We start from the raw sequence: 22,328 nt of genomic DNA on the forward strand, positions 1-22,328 counted from the left end.
GATCGAATGTTTTTTTCGCTCACAGACAAGTAACTCGTGCCGAGTACGGTTTGACATGAAAGCACTATTTTTGTTTCCCTGTAAAACCTGACTGACGCAGCAGAGCGCGATTCAGGCCAGCCGAGGCGCCCCTGAACAAGCCCCTCAGGCACCGAGCCAGAGCGGTACACGCCCGTCTGAAATCCTGAACTTCGCGGTCCGAGCGTCAGTCACACTCCCCAACGGCAATACCGGTAAGGATCCTATGTGTGGCATAGCTGGCGAACTTCGCTTCGATAATCAACCGGCCGACCTGGCCGCGGTTGAACGCATCACCCAATCCCTGACGTCCCGTGGCCCGGACGCCTGCGGCTTCAACAGCCAAGGCCCTCTCGCTTTGGGTCACCGACGCCTGAAGATCATGGATCTGTGCGAGGCCTCTGGCCAGCCGATGATCGACTCGGCGCTCGGCCTGTCCATGGTGTTCAACGGCGCCATCTACAACTACCCCGAATTGCGCGCCGAACTGGAAGCATTGGGCTACAGCTTCTTCTCCGGCGGCGACACCGAGGTCTTGCTCAAAGGCTTTCATGCCTGGGGCGAAGCGCTGTTGCCCCGACTGAACGGCATGTTCGCTTTCGCCATCTGGCAGCGAGACGTGCAAGAACTGTTCATCGCGCGCGATCGTCTCGGTATCAAGCCGCTCTATCTGTCACGCACGGGAGAGCGCTTGCGCTTTGCCTCGACGCTTCCGGCGTTGCTTAAGGGCGGAGATATTGCTGGCGTGCTGAACCCGGTGGCTCTGAATCACTACATGAGCTTCCATGCTGTGGTGCCGGCGCCGGATACCCTCATCGCCGGAATCGAAAAACTGCCACCCGGCACCTTCATGCGGATTGACGCCAGCGGCATGAGCAGTCAACACCGCTGGTGGACGCTGGAATTCGGCGCATCGGAAGAAGAACAAGGCTACAGCTTCGAAGACTGGCAGGAGCGCACCCTGACCACCTTGCGTGAGTCCGTTGCCCTGCGTCATCGCGCGGCGGTCGACGTGGGCGTTCTGCTGTCCGGCGGTGTCGACTCCAGTTTGCTGGTCGGTCTGCTTCGCGAAGCCGGCGCTGGCGATAACCTGCAGACCTTCTCCATCGGCTTCCAGGATGCCGGTGGCGAGCGTGGCGACGAGTTCAAATACTCGGATCTGATCGCTCAGCATTACGGAACGCGTCATCACCAGCTGCGCATTCAGGAAAAGGAAATTCTCGAACAGCTACCCGCCGCCTTCCGCGCCATGAGCGAACCGATGGTCAGCCATGACTGCATCGCGTTCTATCTGCTCTCGCGTGAAGTCTCCAAGCACTGCAAGGTGGTGCAGAGCGGCCAGGGCGCAGACGAGCTGTTCGCCGGTTACCACTGGTATCCACAGGTGGACGGTGCCGAGGACCCGGTCGAGGCTTATCTCACAGCCTTTCGTGACCGCAGCTTCGAGGAGTACGCCGACACCGTGCAGCAGCAGTGGGTCAAGGGCGACTTCTCCGGCGATTTCGTACGTCAGCATTTCGCCCAGCCCGGCGCCGACGCCGCTGTAGACAAAGCTCTGCGCATCGACAGCACAGTGATGCTGGTCGACGACCCGGTCAAACGCGTCGACAACATGACCATGGCCTGGGGCCTCGAGGCTCGAGTGCCGTTTCTAGACCACAACGTGGCCGAGCTGTCGGCAAGAATTCCAGCCAAGTACAAGCTGCCCGACGGCGGCAAGTACGTGCTCAAGGAAGCCGCGCGCAAAGTCATTCCAGCTGCGGTCATCGACCGTCCCAAGGGTTATTTCCCGGTGCCAGGGCTCAAGCATCTGCAGGGCGATACCTTGAATTGGGTGCGGGAGCTGCTGACCGACCCGAGCCAGGACCGCGGGCTGTATAACCCGGCCATGCTGGACAGGCTGTTCAATGACCCAGAAGGTCAACTGACGCCTCTGCGTGGCTCGAAATTGTGGCAGTTGGCAGCGGTCAATCTATGGTTGAGCGAACAAGGCCTCTAACAACCCGTTCATGACGACGCAATGAGCGAGCGCCGAAGCGTTGCCGTAGTGAAGTCATACAAGCTCCAAGGAATGCACCATGCAGAAGTCTCAAGCCTACGGACAGCGACTGTTGCGCGGCCAGACACCGACCTATGAGCGCTTGCAGCAACGGCTCGCCGAGGACGGCCAGGCGGAACATCAGGCGCCAGTAACACTGCACTGCGGCTGGGGCCGGATCTTGATCGGCCACACCTACTCCGACCCTGAGAAGCTCGCGGCCGACCTGCTCCATGAACAGGCCGGTGAGCGGGATATCGCCCTGTACGTCGCCGCGCCGCATCAGGTACTCGCCTATGCGCCGCAGCAGCTCTTCCTTGATCCATCGGACACATCGCGCATCTGGTTCACCGATTACCGCCCGGCTCGCCGGAGCTTCCGCGGCTTCGGCATCCGCCGCGCTCAGAGCGAGGAGGACTGGAAGGCGATCAACAGCCTGTATCAGTCCCGCCACATGCTGCCGGTCAACCCTGAGTTGTGCACACCGCGAGAGCAAGGCGGTCCGGTGTATTGGCTGGCTGAGGACGATGACTCCGGCGAGATCATCGGCAGTGTCATGGGCATCAACCACCACAAGGCGTTCAATGATCCGGAGAACGGTTCCAGCCTCTGGTGCCTGGCGGTCGCGCCAAACTGCACGCGCCCCGGTGTAGGCGAAGCGCTGGTTCGCCACCTAATCGAGCACTACATGGGCCGTGGGCTGGCGTATCTCGATCTGTCGGTACTGCACGACAACAAGCAAGCCAAGGCGCTCTACGCCAAGCTTGGCTTCCGCGACCTGCAAACCTTCACGGTCAAGCGCAAGAACACCTTCAACCAGCCGCTGTTTCTTGGCCCAGGCCCGGAAGCGGAGCTGAATCCCTACGCCAAGATCATCGTCGACGAGGCACGCCGCCGCGGCATCGAGATCACCATCGATGATGCCGAGGCCGGCCTATTCACTCTGACCCAGGGTGGCCGCAAGGTGCGCTGCCGCGAGTCACTGTCGGACCTTACGTCTGCGGTCAGCATGACGTTGTGCCAGGACAAGAGCCTGACTCACCGGACCCTTGCTCGCGCGGGGCTTAAACTACCTGCCCAACAACTCGCGGGTTCGGTCGAGGAGAATGCCGCGTTTCTCGAGCAACACGGCGGTGTGGTCGTAAAGCCGCTCGATGGTGAACAGGGCCAAGGCGTCTCGGTCGACCTGCGCAGCAGCCAGGATGTCGAAGAAGCCATTGCTCGCGCACGTCAGTTCGATCAGCGCGTGTTGCTGGAAAGCTTTCATCCCGGACTTGACCTGCGCATTGTCGTGATTGGATATGAAGTCGTGGCCGCGGCGATCCGCCGTCCGGCTGAAGTGGTGGGTGACGGCAGCCACAGCATTCGCCAGTTGATCGAGACCCAGAGTCGGCGCCGCCAGGCTGCAACCGCTGGCGAAAGCCGAATCCCTATGGACGAAGAGACACAGCGCTGCATCAGCGACGCTGGCTTCGACTACGACAGCGTCTTGCCACGTGGCGAGCGCTTGGCGGTGCGCCGCACTGCCAACCTGCATACCGGTGGCACGCTCGATGATGTAACCGATCAGTTGCATCCAGATTTAATCGACGCCGCCGTTCGGGCCGCTCGCGCGCTTGATATTCCTGTAGTCGGCCTGGACCTGCTGGTGCCGGCAGCAGACAAACCCGAGTACGTATTCATTGAAGCGAACGAGCGGGTCGGCCTCGCCAATCACCATCCCCAGCCCACCGCCGAGCGCTTCGTCGACCTGCTCTTTCCACTCAGCTACGGCACCCACTAGCGGGGCACTCAGGCCGTAGATGGCCTGGTTCCGGCACCAGCAGATGCCGGAACGGCCCGCCGCCTCGCTTGCGGCACCACCGCAGCTCAACTTCACTCACTTACATAGCGGCAGCCAGTTTTCCGCCGCTAAGGAATGATCATGACTGCCAAGCTTCCCGAACCGGACCTCAACTACCTGCAACGTGTGCTGCTGGAGATGCTCGCCATTCCCAGCCCCACCGGCTTCACCGACACAATCGTTCGATATGTGGCAGAGCGCCTGAAGGAGCTCGGCATTCCCTTCGAGCTGACCCGCCGCGGAACCATCCGCGCCACGCTCAAAGGTCGCCGGTACAGCCCGGATCGAGCCATCGCCGCGCACCTGGACACCATCGGCGCCAGCGTCCGGGAAATTCAGGACAATGGCCGACTCGGTCTGTCCCCGGTGGGTTGCTGGTCAAGCCGCTTCGCCGAAGGCAGCCGCGTCAGCGTCTTCACTGACACCGGCGTGGTACGTGGCAGCGTGCTGCCCCTGCTCGCCTCGGGGCATGCATTCAACACCGCAGTCGACGAGATGCCGATCAGCTGGAACCACGTCGAGCTGCGTCTGGACGGCTATACCGCGAGCCGCGCCGACACCTTCGCGCTGGGCATCAACGTGGGCGATTTCGTCGCGTTCGATCCAATGCCCGAGTTTACCGACAGCGGTTACATCAGCTCGCGCCACCTGGATGACAAAGCCGGAGTGGCAGCCTTACTGACGTCACTGAAAGCGGTGATCGAAAGCGGTCGTGAGCCACCCATCGACTGCCATCCGCTGTTCACCATCACCGAGGAAACCGGGTCTGGGGCAGCCGGCGCCCTGCCCTGGGATGTCAGCGAGTTCGTCGGCATCGACATCGCGCCGACGGCCAAGGGCCAGGAATCCAGCGAACACGCAGTTACCGTCGCCATGCAGGATTCGGGTGGGCCATACGATTTCCACCTGTCCCGGCATCTGCTCAAACTGGCAGAAGCCAATGAGGTACCGGTGCGGCGTGACCTGTTCCGCTACTACCACAGCGATGCACAGTCGGCGATCGCTGCCGGGCACGATATCCGCACCGCGCTGCTGGCGTTTGGCTGCGATGCGACACACGGCTATGAGCGCACCCATATCGACAGCCTGGCCGCCATGAGCCGCTTGATTTCAGCCTATTTGCTGAGCCCACCGGTTTTCACCAGTGATGCCCATGCAGGCAAGGATTCCCTGGAGAATTTCAGCCATCAACTCGAACACGTGACGCAGATGGAAAACGACACGCGCGTGCCGGCAGTCGATTCAATCTTCGACAAGCCGACCGATGATTCTTCAGGTTGACTGTGGCGTTTCATGATGTGCCGCCAACTTGAGGCATTTGCCGATTGCGAGGCGGCGGTGATCCGGGCAAAGTCGCAAGCCTCTGAAACATATGAATGCTTGGCCAGTCAGGCATGAAGCGAACAGGGTTTGCCATTCGCGCGACTGGAAACTGCGTTTTGCGAGTGTGTACTCCTTGGATCAATAACATGGCGCCGCGTCTTTTTCTGGCCGTTCTTCTGTTCTGTCTGACCGCTCAGGCATCGGCGTTCGAGCCCGTGCCGGTGGACTCCCAGCATTTCCGCCAGGCACTGGGTAGCTGGAGCTACTTTTTGCGAGACCCGGCTGCCGAACTCGGCGTGGCTGAAGTCTTCGCGCTGCCGGAAAAAACCTTCGTCCCCGTGTCCGGGGTACATCCCAACAAGGGCAAGAACGATTCAGTCTGGTGGTTCCGTGTCGACCTGGAAAACCAGTTGCACGACCCCATCGGCGGCTTCGTCGAGATCAACTACCCCCTGCTCGACGACATCCAGCTCTATCTCCGTCACCCGGACGGCCGCATCAGCCAGCAGCGCTCCGGCGACAACCATCCGTTCAACGAACGAGCGGTCAGGGTCAGCAACTTCTGGTTTCCTCTGGAACTGGAGCCCGGTACCTCGACCTTGCTGCTGCGTGTGGAAAGCACCAGCACTCTCTACGTGCCGCTGTACTTCAGCAGCTATGCAGCAAACGCCGAATCATTCGAGGATTCGACGGGCTTGGCCGGAGCCTTCTACGGCGTGCTGTTTGCGATGTTCTGCTACAACTTCTTTCTGTTCCTCTCCCTCCGCGAGCCTGCGTATTTCTGGTACCTGATCTACAACCTCAACGTGGGCCTGTTTGCGCTCAGCTTCGATGGCATGCTGGTCAAGTGGCTGAACGATGCAGGCGGGGTGATCGCGCTGGGCATCTATGCACTGATGCTCAGTCATTGCCTGGTGTCTATCCAGTTCAGCCGCCATTTCCTGCATACCCGAGAATACTTTCCGCGCCTGGACTTCGCTCTGCGGGTGGCTCTGATCCTGTCAGTGGGCGCGCTGCTCTCCGGTTTCGTTCTGGAAACGCAGGTGTGGAGCGTACTGGCCAGTGTGATGGTCATCAGCTCGTCGATCGGGCTGCTGCTGACCGGAGCGTTCGTCTGGAGCCGCGGCGTGCGCTATGGCCTGTATTACACGCTGGCCTGGGGCGTGCTGTTGGCGACCTTCGTCATCGTCACGGCCGGATCACTGGGCTTCAACCTGCTGGGGCTGTATGGCCCCTCGATCGTCAAAGTTGGTATTGCCTTCGAGCTGATCACCCTGTCGATCGGGCTCGCGGACCGCATCAACCTGCTCAAGGAAGAAGGCTTCCGTTCACGCCAGGCAGCCGAACGGGCGGAGAGCGAGAACCAGGCAAAGAGCCGCTTCCTGGCGAAAATGAGCCATGAAATCCGCACGCCGCTGAACGGTGTACTGGGCATGCTGCAATTGCTGCGTGAGACCCCGCTTGACCGTAACCAGCGGTTCTACCTCGACACTGTTTCGAGCTCCAGCCACTCGCTGATGACGGTCATCAACGACATCCTTGACTATGCGCGGATCGGTGCTGGCAAGCTGGTTCTGGAAGACATCGAGTTCGACCTCGAAGTGCTGGTCTCCGAAACCATCAGCCTGTTCACGGCTCAAGCGCTGCAGAAGCAGCTGAACCTGCATCTCAACCTCGCCCCGGGTGTGCCGCGCCGCCTGCGCGGCGATCCGACTCGTCTCAAACAGGTTCTGATGAACCTGCTTAGCAATTCGCTCAAATTCACCGAACAGGGCTGTGTGGTACTGAAGGTTGTCTGCCAGGGCCCTGAAAGCAGTCGAAGCCTGGTCTTTTCGATCACCGACAGCGGGATCGGCATGCGCGCGGAGGTTCTGGCCCAACTGTTCGAATCCTTCGCTCAAGGCGATTCCAGTACCACCCGGCGCTATGGTGGCAGCGGTCTGGGGTTGGTTATCAGCAAGGAACTGGTAGAAATGATGGGCGGCCAGATCGATGTGCAGAGCACGCCCGGCCAAGGCAGCCAGTTCAGCTTCGACATCCCGCTGCGCGAGGCGAGCGGCAACCTCGACCCACTGACGGCGCTACTCGAGGGACGCACCGCTGTGATCGCGTCCAAGGACATCTGCGCCCTGGATGCAATGGGCAACTTGCTGCAGCGCTGGGGCATGCGAACCGTCCGCTGCGAGGAGCCACAACATCTGCGCCGCTACCTCGACGATCAAGCCTCAGCCCCACTATTGGTAATCATGGCGCCGTGGCCAGGTAAACCCCAGGCTTGGCTTAACGCCGTAGCCGATCAGCTCGAACTGAATCAACGGGTGATGCTGCTCTACCCGCCGCAAAGCGAACCTTCCCCGGCATCGTCATCGCTGCGCCTGGCCAACTTGCCGTTGCCACTGCTGCTCGGTCCCTTACGCGAAGCGCTGCATCGCCTCCATCAGGCGAACCCTCCGTCCGATAGCGCTGCGGCGGACACTGAGCACCCGGGACGCTCCAAACCGCTTATCCTCGCTGTTGAGGACAATCCCGTCAGCCAGATGGTGGTGTCCAGTCTGCTGCGCAAACGCGGCTATGAGGTCATGATGGCCGAAAACGGACGCAAGGCGGTCAGTGCCTACAGCGAGAACCCGGCCGCGGTGCGGCTGATCCTGATGGATTGCGAGATGCCGGAGATGGATGGTTTCGAGGCCAGCCGACAGATCCGCCGACTAGAGGCGCAGTTGCGGTTGCAGCCAGTGCCGATCATTGCGCTGACCGCTCACGTACTCGATGAACATCGCCGCGCTGGCAGCGAGGCCGGCATGGATGAATTCATTGGCAAACCACTGGACAGCGAGCAGCTGTATGCTTACCTGGATCGGTTCCTCAACGCGCCGATCAACGAACCCGACCTGCACCCTCCCACCTGATTCGGCATCGATGCTTATTCCTTACGACCAACTCGAACCTGACACCCTGACCCGCCTCATCGAAGATTTCGTGACCCGCGAGGGCACCGACAATGGCGATGAGACGCCGCTGGAAATCCGTGTCGAGCGGGTACGCCAGGCGCTGAGCAAAGGCACCGCGGTGATCGCGTTCGACATTGAGCATCAGCAATGCCAGTTGGCGCTCAGACGCGACGTACCGAAAGAATGGCTGGAGGACTAGAACTCAGCTGAGCACCCCACCGTCACGTTCCCAGGCGCAGCGCATGCGCAGATCGCGCTGATGAGGGCTGTGCGAGCCGCTTTCGGTTTCCCAGCGAAAGGTATGAATGCCATTGAGTTCGGTCTCCAGATGGACCACCGCGCTGGTCCAGTAGAGTTCGTTCAGCAGCTCCTCGAAATGACGCACCCAGAGCGCCCACTCATATTCGACCGCGCGGTAGCTGGCACCGAAATGAATGACCTGCGTCTGATACACCCCTTCGTCCATACAGCAAGAGAACATCTCTCTTCCGAGAAAAGGCCAACCCTCGCCTTGCGGCAGGCTGTACAGCGCACGCCGATTGACCGCGCGGCGCAACCGGCACTGCTCGATATCGGTTGAAGGCCAGTCACGGATGCTGCCGTAGACGATGGATTCCGGCTCCACAGAAACACTCCAGGAGAAAGCCCGTCATGTTCGACTAAATCCGTTCAGCCTTCCAGCGTCCCTTGCAGACAAGGTCTGGGTACAAGCTGCAGAGGTGACGCAGACCACAACCTCAAGGCAGTCGAGTCGCTTCAGCGCGTGCTCGCTGCAGCCAGATCGCGCCGAGGCGCCAGCCGCAAGGCCAGCAGGGACATCGCCGCCGACATGGTCGCGAGTACGAGGAAGGGTTCACGATAGTCACCGGCGATATCTCGGCCCAATCCGGTCAGCACAGGGGTGAAACAGGCCAGACAATAACCGGTGCAGAGCATCATCGCCGTCAAGCGGCTAACCGCAAGCGGCGTACTGGCTTCGTACATCGGCAATACCAGCGACATGGAGAAGGTCCCGTTCAGGGCTATACCCAGCAGCATGCACACCAGCAGCGGATTGACCTGCGGAAGCCAGGCAATGAGCAGCAGACAGACCGTTGCCAGCACGCCGCAGCAGGCCATCAGCAAGTGCCGCCGGCCAAAGCGCTGCGCCAGCCAAGGCATGATGAACGCGCTGGGCAAACCGATCAGCATGAAGCCACTGAAGAAGGCATTGCTCTGCAGCAGACTGAAGCCAACCTCGTGGTAACGCGCCACCAACCAGGTAGCCAGCGCGTAAAACAGACCAGCCTGCAAGGCGAAATAGATGCTTACCAACCAGGCGCGCGGTTCGCGCCATGGCAGACCGGTACGGCTCTCCACGGCCGGCTCCGGCTGGTTCGGTAGGCGCCACCAGATCAGCAATGCCAGCACCGCCGGGATTGCCCACAGCGCCAGGCCCCAGGTCCAACGCTGGCCCAACCATTCGGCTGCTGGTGCAGTCAGCACTACGCCGATGGTGCCGCCAACCGCCATGCTCAACGAATAGTAGGCCGCAGTCTTGCCCATCTGCTCGAGAAAATAACGCTTGATGAAGCCCGACAGCAGCGGCCCGGCAACCGCGATTCCGGCACCGACCATAGCCGCTGTGCCGATCAACACTGGAGCATTCTTGCCGAACAGACGCAGTAACAGCGCCAAACCGATCAAACCAAGGCACAGGCTGATGGTGCGCTCCAGGCCGAAACGCACGGCCAGACGGGGTGCCAACGGCGCCAGCAGCCCCATCAGCAGTACTGGCAAGGCGGTGGTGAGGCTGATGACGCTGCGGCTGAGACTGAGCTCCTCGGCGATGCGTTCGATCAATGGTGCAAACGAAGTGATGCCTGGCCGAAGGTTGATGGCGGCCAGCACAAGGGCCAGCATGAGCAGCCAGCGAGACGGGTTTTTCACAGTGAATCCAGAGGCAGACTGGGAAGGATCGGCAACCCTACTCCCGCCCCTGGATCAGGGCAAGCAAAACGGACCAGCCGGTCAGGTTTTGCTCTTGCTGCGCTTCTTTTCTGCCAACAGCGCCATCTCGTCGTAGATCGCCTGCGGGTTCTGTTGCTTGATCTTCCAGGCCATGCGCCCTTCATCGTGGGGCAGGATCATGAACACGCCCTCAGCCACCTGGCGATAGATGTAGTCGGCAATGTCGGCAGCAGAGATAGGCGACGCTTCGAGCAGCTTGCTGATCTGCGCTTTCATATTGGGAGTCGGACCGCGGTAGGAGTCCATCAGGTTGGTCTGGAAGAATGACGGGCAGACCACATGAACTCCGACTTCCTGCTGCTTCAGCTCCACCAGCAGGCTCTCGGACAACGCCACCACACCGGCCTTGGCCACGTTGTAATTGCTCATGCCCGGCGCCTGCATCAGAGCCGCCATGGACGCGATGTTGATGATCTTGCCTTGGCTCTTCTGCACCAATGGCAGGAAGGCCTTGCAGCCCTTGACCACACCCATGAGATTGATCGCGATCTGCCAGTCCCAGTCCTCCAGTGACAGCTCGTCGAAGAAACCACCCGAGGCAACACCCGCGTTGTTGACCACCACATCGATACCGCCAAGCTTGCTTTCGCATGCCTGCGCCAGGGCTGTCAGCTGGCTGTAGTCGCGCACGTCACAGCGTTGAGTAAAACCGTCGCCGCCTGCATCACGGACCATTTTCAGGGTTTCGGCCAGGCCGGCCTCGTTGACATCCGACAATGCCAGCTGCCAACCCTCGCGCGCCCAGCGCAACGCTATCTCGCGACCCAGGCCGGATCCGGCCCCCGTGACCATCATGCGATTTTGCATCGGTTGTAACCTTTTGTTCGTTGGGTTGCCACGAGTCTAGCGAAAGCTGCAGCAGGCTCCGGCCTCTATCGAAATGCTGAATGACTGGCATGCTCCGCTCCCGATTGGCCCCGCAGAGATGGCTGGTCCCAGAACAAAAAAGGCAGCCCGAAGGCTGCCTTTTCGATCACAAAACCCAGGATCAGTGGGCGACCGCACCAGTCGAACCCAGACCGGTCTGCGAGCGGATGAACTGCGGGAAGAAGCGCGCGCGCTCTTCGGCAGCCGTCTTGGACTTGTCGGTGACCGAGAAGAACCACAGGCCGGCAAAGGACGCGATCATGGCGAACAGGGCCGGATACTTGTACGGGAATATGGCCTGTTCGAAATGCAGCACGTCGACCCAGACCGTCGGGCTCAGGATGGTCAGCAGCAACGCCGTACCCAGGCCCATCGCACCACCGATCAGAGCACCGCGAGTGGTCAGGTCCTTCCAGTACATCGAAAGGAACAGGATTGGGAAGTTACAGCTGGCGGCAACCGAGAACGCCAGTCCCACCATGAAGGCGATGTTCTGATTCTCGAAAGCGACGCCAAGCAGGATGGCCAGTACGCCCAATGCCAGCGTGGTGCGCTTGGTCACCTTCATCTCGTCCTCTTCCTTGGCTTTGCCCTTCATGATCACGCAGGCATAGAGGTCATGAGCGACCGCGGAAGCACCGGCCAGCGCCAGGCCCGAGACCACCGCAAGGATGGTGGCGAAGGCCACCGCAGAGATGAAGCCCAGGAACAGGTTGCCGCCGACCGCCGATGCCAGGTGAATGGCGACCATATTGGTGCCGCCAACGATGGCGCCCGTGGCATCTTTGAAGCTTGGGTTGGTGCTGACCAGCAGGATCGCGCCGAAACCGATGATGAAGGTCAGGATATAGAAGTAGCCAATGAAGCCTGTTGCGTAGAACACGCTCTTACGCGCTTCCTTGGCATCGGCAACGGTGAAGAAGCGCATCAGGATGTGCGGCAGGCCGGCAGTACCAAACATCAATGCGAGGCCCAGCGAGATAGCCGAGATCGGATCGGAAACCAGGCCGCCCGGGCTCATGATCGCCTGATGGCTCGGGTGCAGCGCTACAGCCTCGGAGAACAGACGGCTGAAATCGAAGCCCACGTTATACATGACCATGACGGCCATGAAGGTTGCGCCGGACAGAAGGAGCACAGCCTTGATGATCTGCACCCAGGTGGTTGCCAGCATGCCGCCAAACATCACGTACATGACCATCAGCACTCCGACCATGACCACTGCAACCAGATAGTCGAGGCCGAACAGCAGTTGAATCAGCTTGCCCGCACCGACCATTTGCGCGATCAGATAGAAAGCCACCACGATCAGCGAACCGCAGGCAGAAAGGATACGGATCTGCGTCTGTCCCAGGCGGTAGGAGGCTACGTCGGAGAAGGTGAATTTGCCCAGGTTGCGCAAGCGCTCTGCCATCAGGAAGAGGATGATCGGCCAGCCCACCAAAAAGCCGATCGAATAGATCAGGCCGTCGTAGCCGCTGGTGAAAACCAGCGCGGAAATGCCGAGAAATGACGCCGCCGACATGAAGTCGCCAGCAATTGCCAATCCGTTCTGGAACCCAGTGATACTGCCACCGGCCGTGTAGTAATCAGAGGTAGAGGTATTGCGTTTGGCCGCCCATTTGGTGATACCCATCGTGAACACGATGAACACGATGAACATGGAAATGGCGGTCCAGTTGGTGGCCTGTTTCTGCACATCGCCGGTCAGGGCGTCAGCAAACAGCGCCGGAGCAACTGCCATCAGAGCAGCTGCGGTCAGCAGACGAGCGAGCATTATTTCTGAGCCTCGTTGAGAATGTCCTGGGTAATGCGATCGAACTCGCCGTTAGCGCGCTGCACGTAGACGCCGGTCAGCACGAACGACAGGAAGATCAAGCCCAGACCCGCCGGGATCCCCCAAGTGGTGACGGAGCCTGCACTTAGAGGGGTTCCCAACACCGCAGGGTCAAAGGCGATGACCAGAATGAAAGCGAAGTAAGCGGTGAGCATGATGGTCGCCAGCATCCAGGCGAAACGACCACGCTTGGCAACCAGGTCCTGAAATCGTGGGTCAGCATTGATCTGCTGAATTACGGTCTCGTTGTTCATTGGGGGTCTCCACACGGTCCTCTGCCCACACATGAAGGCAGGGCGGCTACTTTAGGGCCGGCCCGTTTGAAAACCACTCGACCATAGTCTTGTTTTTATTTGGTGGAAGGCCCGTGCCAGACGCATTGATGACGACTTCCACCTAACGCAGCGGGCACCGATAGCGATGGGCTATGTCATTCATCAAGCGTGACCATTTCCAACGTTTTGGCGGCATCTGCACACTCCATTGCAACCGAGAACAGTTCTCGATCGCTTTGGAGAAACAACCATGATCAAGACCGTTACCTTTACCCTGATGCATTTCTGCATCGCATTCTCGGTGACCTATGGGTTAACCGGCAGCGCTGCAGCGGGCGGGCTGGTTGCGGCGATCGAGCCCCTGTGCAACTCAGTAGGTTTCTACTTTCACGAGAAAGTTTGGCAGCGCCTGGACAAGCGTCGGCTTTCGGAGGAGAACATCCCCGCTCACGCCTGGTTGCATCACCAGGCGTAAGTGACTCGACCGCAGTCCCGGAAGCGCTTACGCCGTCAAGAATTAATCGGCAGCTTCTTTAAAACGCTCTGTTCAGCGCCTGCGCCTGCCCTGACTGATCGGTCACATTTACCAGCCAATCAGTCCGCGACCGGCTTTTCGCTATCACCGGGCCTAAGCTACGCAACCTGACGGCTTAATTGTGGTCCATGCTTAGCGAAACGACAGGGTGCAGGCGATTCCAGGCATGATCTGGGTATGAAGATGCGTGGTCGTTGCGATCGAATCAACCTCTGCCGAGACGCCACCCGTTGTACCAACCGACGCCATTTCGCCGGACGGATTCCGGCCCCGCCGCCGACACGCGAACACTAAAGATTAAATCTGCCAACCCCCCACCGTAGTCACCGGAGATCACCTCATATGCGATTGCTGCTGTGCCTGAGCGCACTGCTTGCACTGGTCGTTACGCCTGCCCACGCGGCAGACATCAGCGTCGAGCAGTATGGCTATCCCCTGAGTAACCCGTTCGAGGCGACGATAGCGACGACACCGGCGCCTTTTCGTGCCGAGCTGCCTGAGGATGACGAGATCGATCAGGCCGACTACAGCCTGCGGTTACGCCCCGAACGGGAGTTCACCCTGCCCGACAATTTCTGGGCGGTTAAACGGCTGACCTACCGCTTGGCAAAACAACCCGGACCAGCACCGCTGATGTTCATCATCTCAGGCACTGGTGCCAGCTACTCGGCTGGCAAGACCGAGTCGCTCAAGCGACTGTTCTATGGGGCTGGCTATCATGTGGTGCAATTGTCCTCCCCCACCAGTTTCGACTTTATCGCCGCTGCCTCGCGCTACGCCACGCCAGGCTACAGTCCAGGCGATGCCAAGGACCTCTACCGCGTGATGCAGGCCGTTCGCGCACAGCAACATGAACTGCCCGTCACTGAGTTCAACCTGGTCGGTTATAGCCTCGGCGCGCTTAATGCTGCGTTCGTCAGCAAGCTTGACGAGACGCGACAAAGTTTCAACTTCAAGCGCGTGTTGATGATCAACCCGCCGGTGAACCTCTACACCTCGATCAGTAACCTCGACAAGTTGGTGCAGACGCAGGTCGATGCCATCGACAGCACCACAACCTTCTATGAAGTCATCCTGGAAAAGCTCACGCGTTACTACCGGCAGCAAGGCACGATCAACCTGGACGAGGCGATGCTGTTCGACTTCCAGCAGTCCGCGCTGCGGCTGACCGATGAACAAATGGCCATGTTGATCGGCTCGGTATTCCGCTTCTCGGCAGCTGATATTGCATTCACCTCGGATCTGATCAACCGCCGCGGCCTGATCGTGCCGCCGAAATACCCAATCGATGAAGGCACCAGCCTCGAGCCGTTCTTTCGCCGCGCGCTGCTCTGTGACTTCGATTGCTATATCACCGAGCAGCTGATCCCCATGTGGCGCGCGCAGCAGGACGGCGGCAGCATGGCGCAGCTGGTAGAACAGGTAAGCCTGTACGCGCTTGAGGATTACATGCGCAACAGCCCGAAGATCGGTGTAATGCATAACGCCGACGACATCATTCTCGGCGCTGGAGACCTGGGGTTTCTTCGCCGCACCTTCGGCGAGCGCATGACGCTTTACCCTCGCGGTGGCCACTGCGGCAACCTCACCTACCGGGTCAATGCCCACGATATGTTGGAGTTTTTCCGTGGCTAAACGCTCTCTGCTTGCTGTCATGCTGCTGATCAGTAGCGTGGCCCATGCCCAGACGGGAACTGTCGATGAAGATGGATTCACCCATCCGTTGCGTGACCTTGAGTTCAACCCTGGCCTCGACCAACGCGAATTCGAGCGCGCTACCTTCGACGCGCTGAACATCTATGACCCCTGGGAATCGCTGAACCGGCGCATGTATTACTTCAACTACCGACTGGATCAGTTCGTGATGCTGCCTGCCGTTCGCGGCTACCGTTACGTCACGCCTAAGATCGTGCGGACTGGCGTCAGCAACTTCTTCGATAACCTCGGTGAAATCCCGACGCTCTTCAACAGCATCGCTCAGCTCAAGGGCGAGCGCGCCATGACCACCACGGCGCGCCTGCTGTTCAACACGATCCTTGGCGTCGGAGGCGTCTGGGACCCTGCTACGCGCATGGGCTTGCCCCGTTACAACGAGGATTTTGGTCAGACCCTTGGCTTCTATGGCGTTCCCCACGGCCCGTACCTGATCCTGCCCGCACTCGGCCCGTCCAACCTGCGGGACACCGCAGGCCAGGCAGTGGATTTTGGCGTCGAACGGCAGGTCGACTACTTCAGCTATGCCGAAGCCAGCGGCGGTGAGTTCGGCTTAACGGCGCTTCGGTTGATTGACATCCGCTACACGACGCCGCTGCGTTACGGACAGCTCAACTCGCCGTTCGAATACGAGAAGGTCCGCTACGTCTATACCCGGGCGAGGGAGCTGCAGATCGAAGAATGATCGATCTGACCGATACGAAGGGTTCAAATTTCGCATGAACGGATCGAGTTGCTGGTCGTAGTCTTAGCTCATCTGTTCTAGGAGCGAGCTATGACCACGCGCGAAATCTTTTCTATCAGCACCGGCCGTGCCACCTCCGATGGTGCAGGCGTCAGCCTGACACGGCTGTTTGGCGGCGCCGAGCCGGAGCGATTCGATCCCTTCCTGATGCTTGACGAGTTCGGCTCGGATAACCCGGACGAATACATCGCCGGCTTTCCGGCGCACCCACACCGCGGCTTCGAGACCATCACTTATATGCTCGAAGGCCGCATGCGTCACGAAGATCACCTCGGCAATGTCGGTCTGCTGGAAAGCGGCGGCGTGCAATGGATGACCGCCGCACGCGGCGTCATCCACAGCGAGATGCCTCAGCAGGAACACGGGGCGATGCGCGGCTTTCAGCTGTGGCTCAACCTGCCGGCGAAGAACAAGCTGGACGAGCCGAGCTACCGTGATTTCTCACCTGCCGAAATCCCACGGATGACGCTGCCGAACGGTATCGAAGCAGTCGTAGTCGCCGGCCAGCTCTGCGCCGAAGGCGTCAGCCAAGCCGGTGCTGTGCAGCGCCTTGATACAGAGCCACAGCTGTTCGATCTTCACCTTCCCGCCGGCACAGGGTTAAGCCCACAGCTGTCCGACGGGCTGCGAGTGATCCTCTATGTGTTCGATGGCGAGTTGTTAATAGGCGGGCAACGTCTCGTGAAAAACCAGCTCGCCCGACTTTCCGATCAGGGCGAGTTGGCGCTTTCAACCAGCAGCGGCGCCCGCGTTCTGCTTCTTGCAGGCCGTCCAATCGGCGAGCCGATTGTGCAGTACGGCCCGTTCGTAATGAATAGCCGCGAAGAGATCGAGCAGGCGCTGCGCGACTTCCGCGACGGCGTCTTTACAGACTGACCGGTTTCTTCGGGCGCTTGCGGTAAAGACTCGGATCCCCCGCCGGTCGTGTCTTGAAGCGCCGGTGGGCCCACAGATACTGTTCAGGATGCTGCCTGACCGAGTCTTCAATCCACTCGTTGATGCGGCGGCAATCAGCCTCCTCGCTTTCACCGGGAAAATCTTCCAACGGCGGATGCACCACCAGGCTGTAGCCCTTTCCGTGGGGCAGGCGCTCCAGCGTATAGGGGATCACCTTTGCCCGTCCCAGGCGGGCAAACTTGGTCGTAGCGGTCACGGTTGCGGCCTGAATTCCGAACCAGGGTACGAAGATGCTCTGCTTACGGCCGTAATCCTGGTCGGGTGCATACCAGATCGCCCGGCCCGCGCGCAGGACCTTGAGCATGGCACGCACGTCCTCGCGCTCGATCGCTGTCGCGTCCTGGTTGTGCCGCTCCCGGCCACGCCGCTGCACATAATCGAACACCGGATTCTTGTGCTCGCGGTACATACCATCAATGGTGTGCCACTGGCCGAGGAGCGCTCCACCGATTTCCAGCGTGGTGAAGTGCAAGGTCATCAGGATCACGCCCTGCCCTTGCGCCTGTGCTTGTTGCAAATGTTCGAGCCCCTGGATTTGTGCCAGCTGCTGCAAACGCGACTTGGGCCACCACCAGCTCATGGCCATCTCAAAGAAGGCAATGCCGGTCGAGGCAAAATTCTCGCGCAGCAGCCGCTCACGCTCCGCTTCGCACAGCTCCGGAAAGCACAGCTGCAAGTTGCGTCGGGCGATCTGCCGTCTCGAGCGCGCAACGCGGTACATCAACGCGCCAAGGCCGCGCCCCAGCAGCAGCAGTATCCGATAGGGTAACTGCACCACCAGCCACAGCAGGCCGAAGCCAAGCCACAGCAACCAGAAACGTGGGTGAAGAAATGATGAACGGAAACGAGGACGATCCATTGGCAAGCCCGAACCAATAAAAGCGCGCATTCTAGCGATAAATCGCCTGCCAATGCGGTGGCGTCGCGATACACGGCATCCGTCCGACAGCGCTGGCGAGACTTGCAGGCGACAGTTTGCCCCGCTATAAGTCCTCGCCATTTACCGCAGCAGGCAGACCATGAGCCAAGCCGATCTCACCGACCAAGCCCCCGTGTTCCAGCTCAAGGGCAGCATGCTCGCCATCACCGTGCTGGAGCTGGCACAGAACGACCTGCAGCGTCTGGATCAACAGCTCGCCATCAAGGTCGAACAAGCCCCGGATTTTTTCAACAATACGCCGCTGGTGTTGGCGTTGGACAAACTCCCGGCTGATTGCAATCTCGACCTGCCCGCGCTCATCGTGCTCTGCCGCAAGCACGGCCTACGCACCCTTGCGTTGCGTGCAGGCGACCCACAGATCGTCGAAGCCGCCGGCCGCCTGGATCTGCCCGTACTACCGCCGTCGAACGCTCGTGAACGCAAGCTCGACATCGCCAGCAAAGCCCCAGCCGAGCCCGCCAAACCGGCAGAGCCCGCCTACCGACCAACACGGGTGATCACCACCCCTATCCGCGGTGGCCAACAGGTCTATGCTCAGGGCGGCGATCTCATCGTGCTTGCTGCGGTGAGTCCTGGCGCGGAACTTCTCGCCGACGGGAACATCCATGTGTACGGCCCGTTGCGCGGCCGTGCGCTGGCAGGCATCAAGGGCGACGCTAACGCACGTATTTTCTGCCAGCAACTGGCCGCTGAAATGGTCTCGATTGCCGGGCATTACAAGGTCGCCGAAGACCTAAGACGCGACCCTTTGTGGGCCGAAGCCGTGCAAATGAAGCTATCCGGCGACGTGTTGAACATCACCCGCCTTTAACGGATACTGCCGCGAATTTTCAAGCACCAAAACGGGCGCACTGTAAGCCGACTCGGCTACGGTCCCGACTTCATATTTAGGGTGAATCACCTTGGCCAAGATCCTCGTAGTCACTTCCGGCAAGGGTGGCGTCGGTAAAACCACTTCCAGCGCCGCCATCGGTACCGGCCTCGCCTTGCGCGGCCACAAGACCGTCATCGTCGACTTCGACGTCGGTCTGCGTAACCTGGACCTGATCATGGGCTGCGAGCGTCGCGTGGTGTATGACTTCGTCAATGTCATTCAGGGCGATGCCACCTTGACTCAGGCTCTGATCAAGGACAAGCGTCTCGAAAATCTCTACGTTCTGGCCGCCAGCCAGACCCGCGACAAGGATGCCCTGACGCTCGAAGGCGTCGGCAAGGTCATCGATGAGCTGGCCAAAACGTTTGAATACGTCATCTGCGACTCCCCGGCTGGTATCGAGAAAGGCGCCCACCTGGCGATGTACTTCGCCGACGAAGCCATCGTCGTCACCAACCCGGAAGTCTCTTCGGTTCGCGACTCGGATCGCATGCTGGGCCTGCTGGCCAGCAAGTCCCGCCGTGCTGAAAACGGCGAAGAACCGATCAAGGAACACCTGTTGTTGACCCGCTACAACCCCGAGCGCGTAGTCAAAGGTGAAATGCTTGGTGTCGAGGACGTCGAGGAAATCCTTTCGATTCGTCTGCTCGGCGTCATTCCCGAATCCCAGGCCGTACTGAAGGCTTCCAACCAGGGTGTGCCGGTGATTCTCGATGACCAAAGCGATGCCGGCCAGGCGTATAGCGACGCCGTGGATCGCCTGCTGGGCAAGGAAGTGAACCATCGCTTCCTCGACGTTAAAAAGCAGGGCTTCCTGCAACGCTTGTTTGGAGGCCGCGAATGAACCTTCTCGACTTCTTTCGTGAACGCAAGAAGAAGGAAACACCAGCCAACATCGCCAAGGAACGCCTGCAGATCATCGTCGCCCACGAGCGCGGCCAACGTACGCAACCGGACTACCTGCCGGCTTTGCAGAAGGAACTGGTCGAGGTGATCCGCAAGTACGTCAACATCGACAGCGATCAGGTTCAGGTCGCCCTGGAGGATCAGGGCAGCTGTTCGATCCTCGAGCTGAACATCACCCTGCCGGATCGTTGATCGACCGGGTAGTCGCCAGCACCTTTGTGTAGCGGCAGATTCATCGGCGACTTCGGTCGCCGATGTCGTTTGCGGAATTCGAAAATGCCACTGAGCAACATCCAGATCGTTCACCAAGACGCCGCGTTACTGGTCATCAACAAGCCTACTCTGCTGCTGTCGGTTCCCGGTCGCGCCGAAGACAACAAGGATTGTCTGGTTACTCGCCTTCAGGAAAATGGTTATCCAGAGGCGCGGATCGTCCACCGCCTGGATTGGGAAACCTCAGGCCTGATCGTGCTTGCCCGCGACGCGGACAGCCATCGCGAACTCTCCCGACAGTTTCATGACCGCGAAACAGAGAAAGCCTACACCGCCTTGTGCTGGGGCGAACCCGAGCAGGACTGTGGAAGCATAGATCTACCGCTGCGCTATGACCCCCCAACCAAACCCCGACATGTGGTCGATCATGAACTGGGCAAGCATGCTCTGACGTATTGGCGAGTCCTGGAGCGCTGCGGTGATTACAGCCGGGTCGAACTCACCCCGATTACCGGCCGCTCCCATCAGCTGCGTGTTCACATGCTCTCGATTGGCCATCCTCTGTTAGGCGACCGCCTGTATGCGCATGAGCAAGCGCTTGATGCACATGACCGGCTCTGCCTGCATGCCAGCATGCTTGCCCTGACCCATCCTCAAAGTGGCGAGCGCATGCGCTTCGACTGCCCGGCGCCGTTCTAGAACGAAGCAGCTGAAGGCTTCATGCAAAACACAAGGTGCGGTTTCGGCTGCTTGCAGCATGCGGCTGTAGCTAGCACCTTGTTCCGCGATAAACTCCGAGCCATTGTCGTCCGGAGCCAACCATGCGCGAAGAACTCAACCAGGGTCTGATTGATTACCTCAAAGCCTCCCCTACCCCATTTCACGCCACCGCCAGCCTTGCCCAAGCCCTGCAGGCCGCTGGCTACAAGGCATTGGAAGAACGCGAGACCTGGCACACCGAACCGGGCGGCCGTTACTACGTCACCCGTAACGACTCCGCGATTATCGCGTTCCAGCTGGGTAACCAATCGGTCATCGAACAGGGTATCCGCCTGGTCGGCGCCCACACCGACAGCCCCTGCCTTCGAGTAAAGCCGCAACCTGAATTGCAGCGGCAGGGCTTCTGGCAGCTAGGCGTCGAAGTCTACGGCGGCGCGTTGCTGGCGCCATGGTTCGACCGTGACTTGTCCCTGGCTGGACGCGTGACCTATAGCCGCGACGGCCGGATCGAAAGCCAGCTGATCGATTTCAAGCTGCCTATTGCGGTGATTCCCAGCCTTGCCATACACCTCAATCGAGATGCCAACCAGGGCTGGGCGATCAATCCACAGAACGAGTTGCCGCCGATACTGGCGCAAGTCGCCAGTGAAGACAGCCCGGATTTCCGGGCGCTGCTGGCGGACCAACTGAGCCGCGAGCATGGTCTGGTGGCTGACGTCGTACTGGATTTCGAACTGAGCTTCTACGATACCCAAAGCGCTGCCGTGATCGGTCTGAATGGCGATTTCATCACCGGCGCTCGCCTGGATAACCTGCTGTCGTGCTTTGCAGGCCTCCAAGCCCTGTTACGCGCCGGCCCCGAGGAAACCTGTGTGCTGGTCTGCACTGATCATGAAGAGGTCGGCTCCACCTCGATGTGCGGTGCCGACGGGCCGTTCCTCGAACAAGTCCTGCGCCGCGTATTGCCTGAAGGCGAATCCTTCCAGCGCAGCATCAACCGCTCACTGATGATCTCTGCCGACAATGCGCACGCCGTGCATCCCAACTACAGCGACAAGCATGACGGCAACCATGGTCCGAAACTCAATGCCGGGCCGGTAATCAAGGTCAACAGCAACCAGCGATACGCCACAAGCAGCGAAACTGCCGGCTTCTTCCGCCACTTGTGTCTGGAAAATGAAGTCTCGGTGCAGAGCTTCGTAACCCGCAGCGACATGGGCTGCGGCTCGACCATCGGCCCTATCACCGCCAGCCAGCTGGGTGTACGCACCGTGGATATCGGCCTGCCGACCTTTGGCATGCACTCGATCCGCGAGCTGGCCGGCAGCCAGGATCTGGCACATCTAGTGAAGGTACTCAGCGCGTTCTATTCGAGCGCCGAGCTGCCCTGACCCGTGAAATCCAGGCGCACGCGCCTGGCTTGGATTGTTCAGCCAGACTGGCATCGATAACCAACGCAACATTCGCCGATATATGGTTGCTCGCCAGGGCAGCAAACGCGCCTCCACGTCGCCGGGACTGCATCCCAGGCGTGGAGAAAGCGTCTGGTTGGCCAAGAGCGGC

Annotated in this window: 20 protein-coding genes; 14 read left to right on the top strand and 6 right to left on the bottom strand. The window is 60.0% G+C overall.

The genetic code is table 11. The features are described 5' to 3' along the window. The first annotated feature begins 244 nt into the window (after positions 1-244). The 5 genes from ACSSNI_RS12140 (at position 245) to ACSSNI_RS12160 (ending at position 8,372) form a co-directional block, all read left to right on the top strand. On the top strand, positions 245-2,017 hold the full coding sequence (locus ACSSNI_RS12140) for an N-acetylglutaminylglutamine amidotransferase (protein WP_200638046.1): 1,773 nt from the start codon (positions 245-247) through the stop codon (positions 2,015-2,017). Positions 2,018-2,096: 79 nt separating this feature from the next. Further along, positions 2,097-3,839: an N-acetylglutaminylglutamine synthetase gene (gene ngg, locus ACSSNI_RS12145; protein WP_159968528.1), complete on the top strand. Its 1,743-nt coding sequence runs from the start codon at positions 2,097-2,099 to the stop codon at positions 3,837-3,839. A 141-nt stretch (positions 3,840-3,980) separates the two neighbouring features. Beyond that, positions 3,981-5,180: an osmoprotectant NAGGN system M42 family peptidase gene (locus tag ACSSNI_RS12150; RefSeq protein WP_102834582.1), complete on the top strand. Its 1,200-nt coding sequence runs from the start codon at positions 3,981-3,983 to the stop codon at positions 5,178-5,180. A 188-nt stretch (positions 5,181-5,368) separates the two neighbouring features. Further along, on the top strand, positions 5,369-8,131 hold the full coding sequence (locus ACSSNI_RS12155; protein WP_448259375.1) for a 7TM-DISM domain-containing protein: 2,763 nt from the start codon (positions 5,369-5,371) through the stop codon (positions 8,129-8,131). A gap of 10 nt (positions 8,132-8,141) precedes the next feature. Beyond that, on the top strand, positions 8,142-8,372 hold the full coding sequence (locus ACSSNI_RS12160) for a YheU family protein (RefSeq protein WP_102834584.1): 231 nt from the start codon (positions 8,142-8,144) through the stop codon (positions 8,370-8,372). Positions 8,373-8,375: 3 nt separating this feature from the next. Here ACSSNI_RS12160 and ACSSNI_RS12165 read toward each other — a convergent pair whose 3' ends face one another. The 5 genes from ACSSNI_RS12165 to ACSSNI_RS12185 form a co-directional block, all read right to left on the bottom strand. Next, complete coding sequence (locus tag ACSSNI_RS12165) at positions 8,376-8,798, bottom strand: hypothetical protein (protein WP_102834585.1); 423 nt, start codon at positions 8,796-8,798, stop codon at positions 8,376-8,378. Positions 8,799-8,929: 131 nt separating this feature from the next. Then, positions 8,930-10,075, bottom strand: coding sequence for an MFS transporter (locus ACSSNI_RS12170; protein WP_159969698.1), 1,146 nt, complete (start codon positions 10,073-10,075; stop codon positions 8,930-8,932). A 108-nt stretch (positions 10,076-10,183) separates the two neighbouring features. After that, on the bottom strand, positions 10,184-10,990 hold the full coding sequence (locus ACSSNI_RS12175) for an SDR family oxidoreductase (protein ID WP_102834586.1): 807 nt from the start codon (positions 10,988-10,990) through the stop codon (positions 10,184-10,186). A 181-nt stretch (positions 10,991-11,171) separates the two neighbouring features. Continuing rightward, positions 11,172-12,827, bottom strand: coding sequence for a cation acetate symporter (locus ACSSNI_RS12180; RefSeq protein ID WP_102834587.1), 1,656 nt, complete (start codon positions 12,825-12,827; stop codon positions 11,172-11,174). Continuing rightward, entirely contained in the window at positions 12,827-13,141 is a 315-nt protein-coding gene (locus tag ACSSNI_RS12185) for a DUF485 domain-containing protein (protein ID WP_102834588.1), read from the bottom strand. Before ACSSNI_RS12185 ends, ACSSNI_RS12180 begins: the two co-directional genes overlap by 1 nt. Before the next feature lie 271 nt (positions 13,142-13,412). Here ACSSNI_RS12185 and ACSSNI_RS12190 point away from each other — a divergent pair, with 271 nt between their 5' ends. The 4 genes from ACSSNI_RS12190 to ACSSNI_RS12205 all read left to right on the top strand — a co-directional run bounded on the left by ACSSNI_RS12190 (position 13,413) and on the right by ACSSNI_RS12205 (position 17,031). Further along, positions 13,413-13,637 (top strand): DUF2061 domain-containing protein, encoded by a 225-nt coding sequence (locus ACSSNI_RS12190; protein ID WP_200638042.1) that lies wholly within the window; start codon positions 13,413-13,415, stop codon positions 13,635-13,637. A gap of 402 nt (positions 13,638-14,039) precedes the next feature. Beyond that, positions 14,040-15,332 (top strand): alpha/beta fold hydrolase family protein, encoded by a 1,293-nt coding sequence (locus ACSSNI_RS12195; protein ID WP_159968531.1) that lies wholly within the window; start codon positions 14,040-14,042, stop codon positions 15,330-15,332. A gap of 19 nt (positions 15,333-15,351) precedes the next feature. Beyond that, a complete protein-coding gene (locus tag ACSSNI_RS12200; protein WP_372239418.1) occupies positions 15,352-16,095 on the top strand; it encodes an MlaA family lipoprotein in 744 nt (247 codons plus the stop codon). 90 nt (positions 16,096-16,185) lie between these two features. Then, the gene (locus ACSSNI_RS12205; protein ID WP_200638040.1) at positions 16,186-17,031 is read left to right on the top strand and encodes a pirin family protein; all 846 of its coding nucleotides are present in this window, start codon (positions 16,186-16,188) and stop codon (positions 17,029-17,031) included. On the opposite strand, the gene ACSSNI_RS12210 is transcribed toward ACSSNI_RS12205, so the two are convergent. Further along, on the bottom strand, positions 17,021-17,971 hold the full coding sequence (locus tag ACSSNI_RS12210; protein WP_148924907.1) for a lipid A biosynthesis lauroyl acyltransferase: 951 nt from the start codon (positions 17,969-17,971) through the stop codon (positions 17,021-17,023). The two genes, ACSSNI_RS12205 and ACSSNI_RS12210, sit on opposite strands and share 11 nt — an antisense overlap. Positions 17,972-18,131: 160 nt before the next feature. Between ACSSNI_RS12210 and minC the strand changes: the two genes are divergently transcribed. The 5 genes from minC (at position 18,132) to ACSSNI_RS12235 (ending at position 22,156) form a co-directional block, all read left to right on the top strand. Continuing rightward, positions 18,132-18,863 (top strand): septum site-determining protein MinC, encoded by a 732-nt coding sequence (gene minC, locus ACSSNI_RS12215; protein ID WP_148924906.1) that lies wholly within the window; start codon positions 18,132-18,134, stop codon positions 18,861-18,863. Between the two features lie 91 nt (positions 18,864-18,954). Beyond that, positions 18,955-19,770 carry a septum site-determining protein MinD gene (minD, locus tag ACSSNI_RS12220; RefSeq protein WP_102834594.1) on the top strand — a complete coding sequence of 272 codons (816 nt, stop codon included), beginning with the start codon at positions 18,955-18,957 and terminating at the stop codon, positions 19,768-19,770. After that, positions 19,767-20,024 (top strand): cell division topological specificity factor MinE, encoded by a 258-nt coding sequence (gene minE, locus ACSSNI_RS12225; protein WP_019341568.1) that lies wholly within the window; start codon positions 19,767-19,769, stop codon positions 20,022-20,024. Before minD ends, minE begins: the two co-directional genes overlap by 4 nt. Before the next feature lie 84 nt (positions 20,025-20,108). Beyond that, entirely contained in the window at positions 20,109-20,744 is a 636-nt protein-coding gene (locus ACSSNI_RS12230) for an RluA family pseudouridine synthase (RefSeq protein WP_148924905.1), read from the top strand. 122 nt (positions 20,745-20,866) lie between these two features. After that, positions 20,867-22,156 carry a M18 family aminopeptidase gene (locus tag ACSSNI_RS12235; RefSeq protein ID WP_200638038.1) on the top strand — a complete coding sequence of 430 codons (1,290 nt, stop codon included), beginning with the start codon at positions 20,867-20,869 and terminating at the stop codon, positions 22,154-22,156. Positions 22,157-22,328 lie beyond the last annotated feature (172 nt).

It is taken from the genome of Stutzerimonas tianxiuensis, assembly GCF_053470365.1.

What these genes read in the sequence shown, in the direction of transcription:
- ACSSNI_RS12175 (WP_102834586.1), bottom strand. Translation starts at nt 10,990, where the DNA reads ATGCAAAATCGCATGATGGTCACGGGGGCCGGATCCGGCCTGGGTCGC.
- ACSSNI_RS12195 (WP_159968531.1), top strand. Translation starts at nt 14,040, where the DNA reads ATGCGATTGCTGCTGTGCCTGAGCGCACTGCTTGCACTGGTCGTTACG.
- ACSSNI_RS12180 (WP_102834587.1), bottom strand. Translation starts at nt 12,827, where the DNA reads ATGCTCGCTCGTCTGCTGACCGCAGCTGCTCTGATGGCAGTTGCTCCG.
- ACSSNI_RS12160 (WP_102834584.1), top strand. Translation starts at nt 8,142, where the DNA reads ATGCTTATTCCTTACGACCAACTCGAACCTGACACCCTGACCCGCCTC.
- minC (WP_148924906.1), top strand. Translation starts at nt 18,132, where the DNA reads ATGAGCCAAGCCGATCTCACCGACCAAGCCCCCGTGTTCCAGCTCAAG.
- ACSSNI_RS12210 (WP_148924907.1), bottom strand. Translation starts at nt 17,971, where the DNA reads ATGGATCGTCCTCGTTTCCGTTCATCATTTCTTCACCCACGTTTCTGG.
- ACSSNI_RS12200 (WP_372239418.1), top strand. Translation starts at nt 15,352, where the DNA reads ATGCTGCTGATCAGTAGCGTGGCCCATGCCCAGACGGGAACTGTCGAT.
- ACSSNI_RS12170 (WP_159969698.1), bottom strand. Translation starts at nt 10,075, where the DNA reads ATGCTGGCCCTTGTGCTGGCCGCCATCAACCTTCGGCCAGGCATCACT.
- ACSSNI_RS12190 (WP_200638042.1), top strand. Translation starts at nt 13,413, where the DNA reads ATGATCAAGACCGTTACCTTTACCCTGATGCATTTCTGCATCGCATTC.
- ACSSNI_RS12140 (WP_200638046.1), top strand. Translation starts at nt 245, where the DNA reads ATGTGTGGCATAGCTGGCGAACTTCGCTTCGATAATCAACCGGCCGAC.
- ACSSNI_RS12155 (WP_448259375.1), top strand. Translation starts at nt 5,369, where the DNA reads ATGGCGCCGCGTCTTTTTCTGGCCGTTCTTCTGTTCTGTCTGACCGCT.
- ACSSNI_RS12235 (WP_200638038.1), top strand. Translation starts at nt 20,867, where the DNA reads ATGCGCGAAGAACTCAACCAGGGTCTGATTGATTACCTCAAAGCCTCC.
- ACSSNI_RS12185 (WP_102834588.1), bottom strand. Translation starts at nt 13,141, where the DNA reads ATGAACAACGAGACCGTAATTCAGCAGATCAATGCTGACCCACGATTT.
- ACSSNI_RS12150 (WP_102834582.1), top strand. Translation starts at nt 3,981, where the DNA reads ATGACTGCCAAGCTTCCCGAACCGGACCTCAACTACCTGCAACGTGTG.
- minE (WP_019341568.1), top strand. Translation starts at nt 19,767, where the DNA reads ATGAACCTTCTCGACTTCTTTCGTGAACGCAAGAAGAAGGAAACACCA.
- ACSSNI_RS12230 (WP_148924905.1), top strand. Translation starts at nt 20,109, where the DNA reads ATGCCACTGAGCAACATCCAGATCGTTCACCAAGACGCCGCGTTACTG.
- ACSSNI_RS12205 (WP_200638040.1), top strand. Translation starts at nt 16,186, where the DNA reads ATGACCACGCGCGAAATCTTTTCTATCAGCACCGGCCGTGCCACCTCC.
- ngg (WP_159968528.1), top strand. Translation starts at nt 2,097, where the DNA reads ATGCAGAAGTCTCAAGCCTACGGACAGCGACTGTTGCGCGGCCAGACA.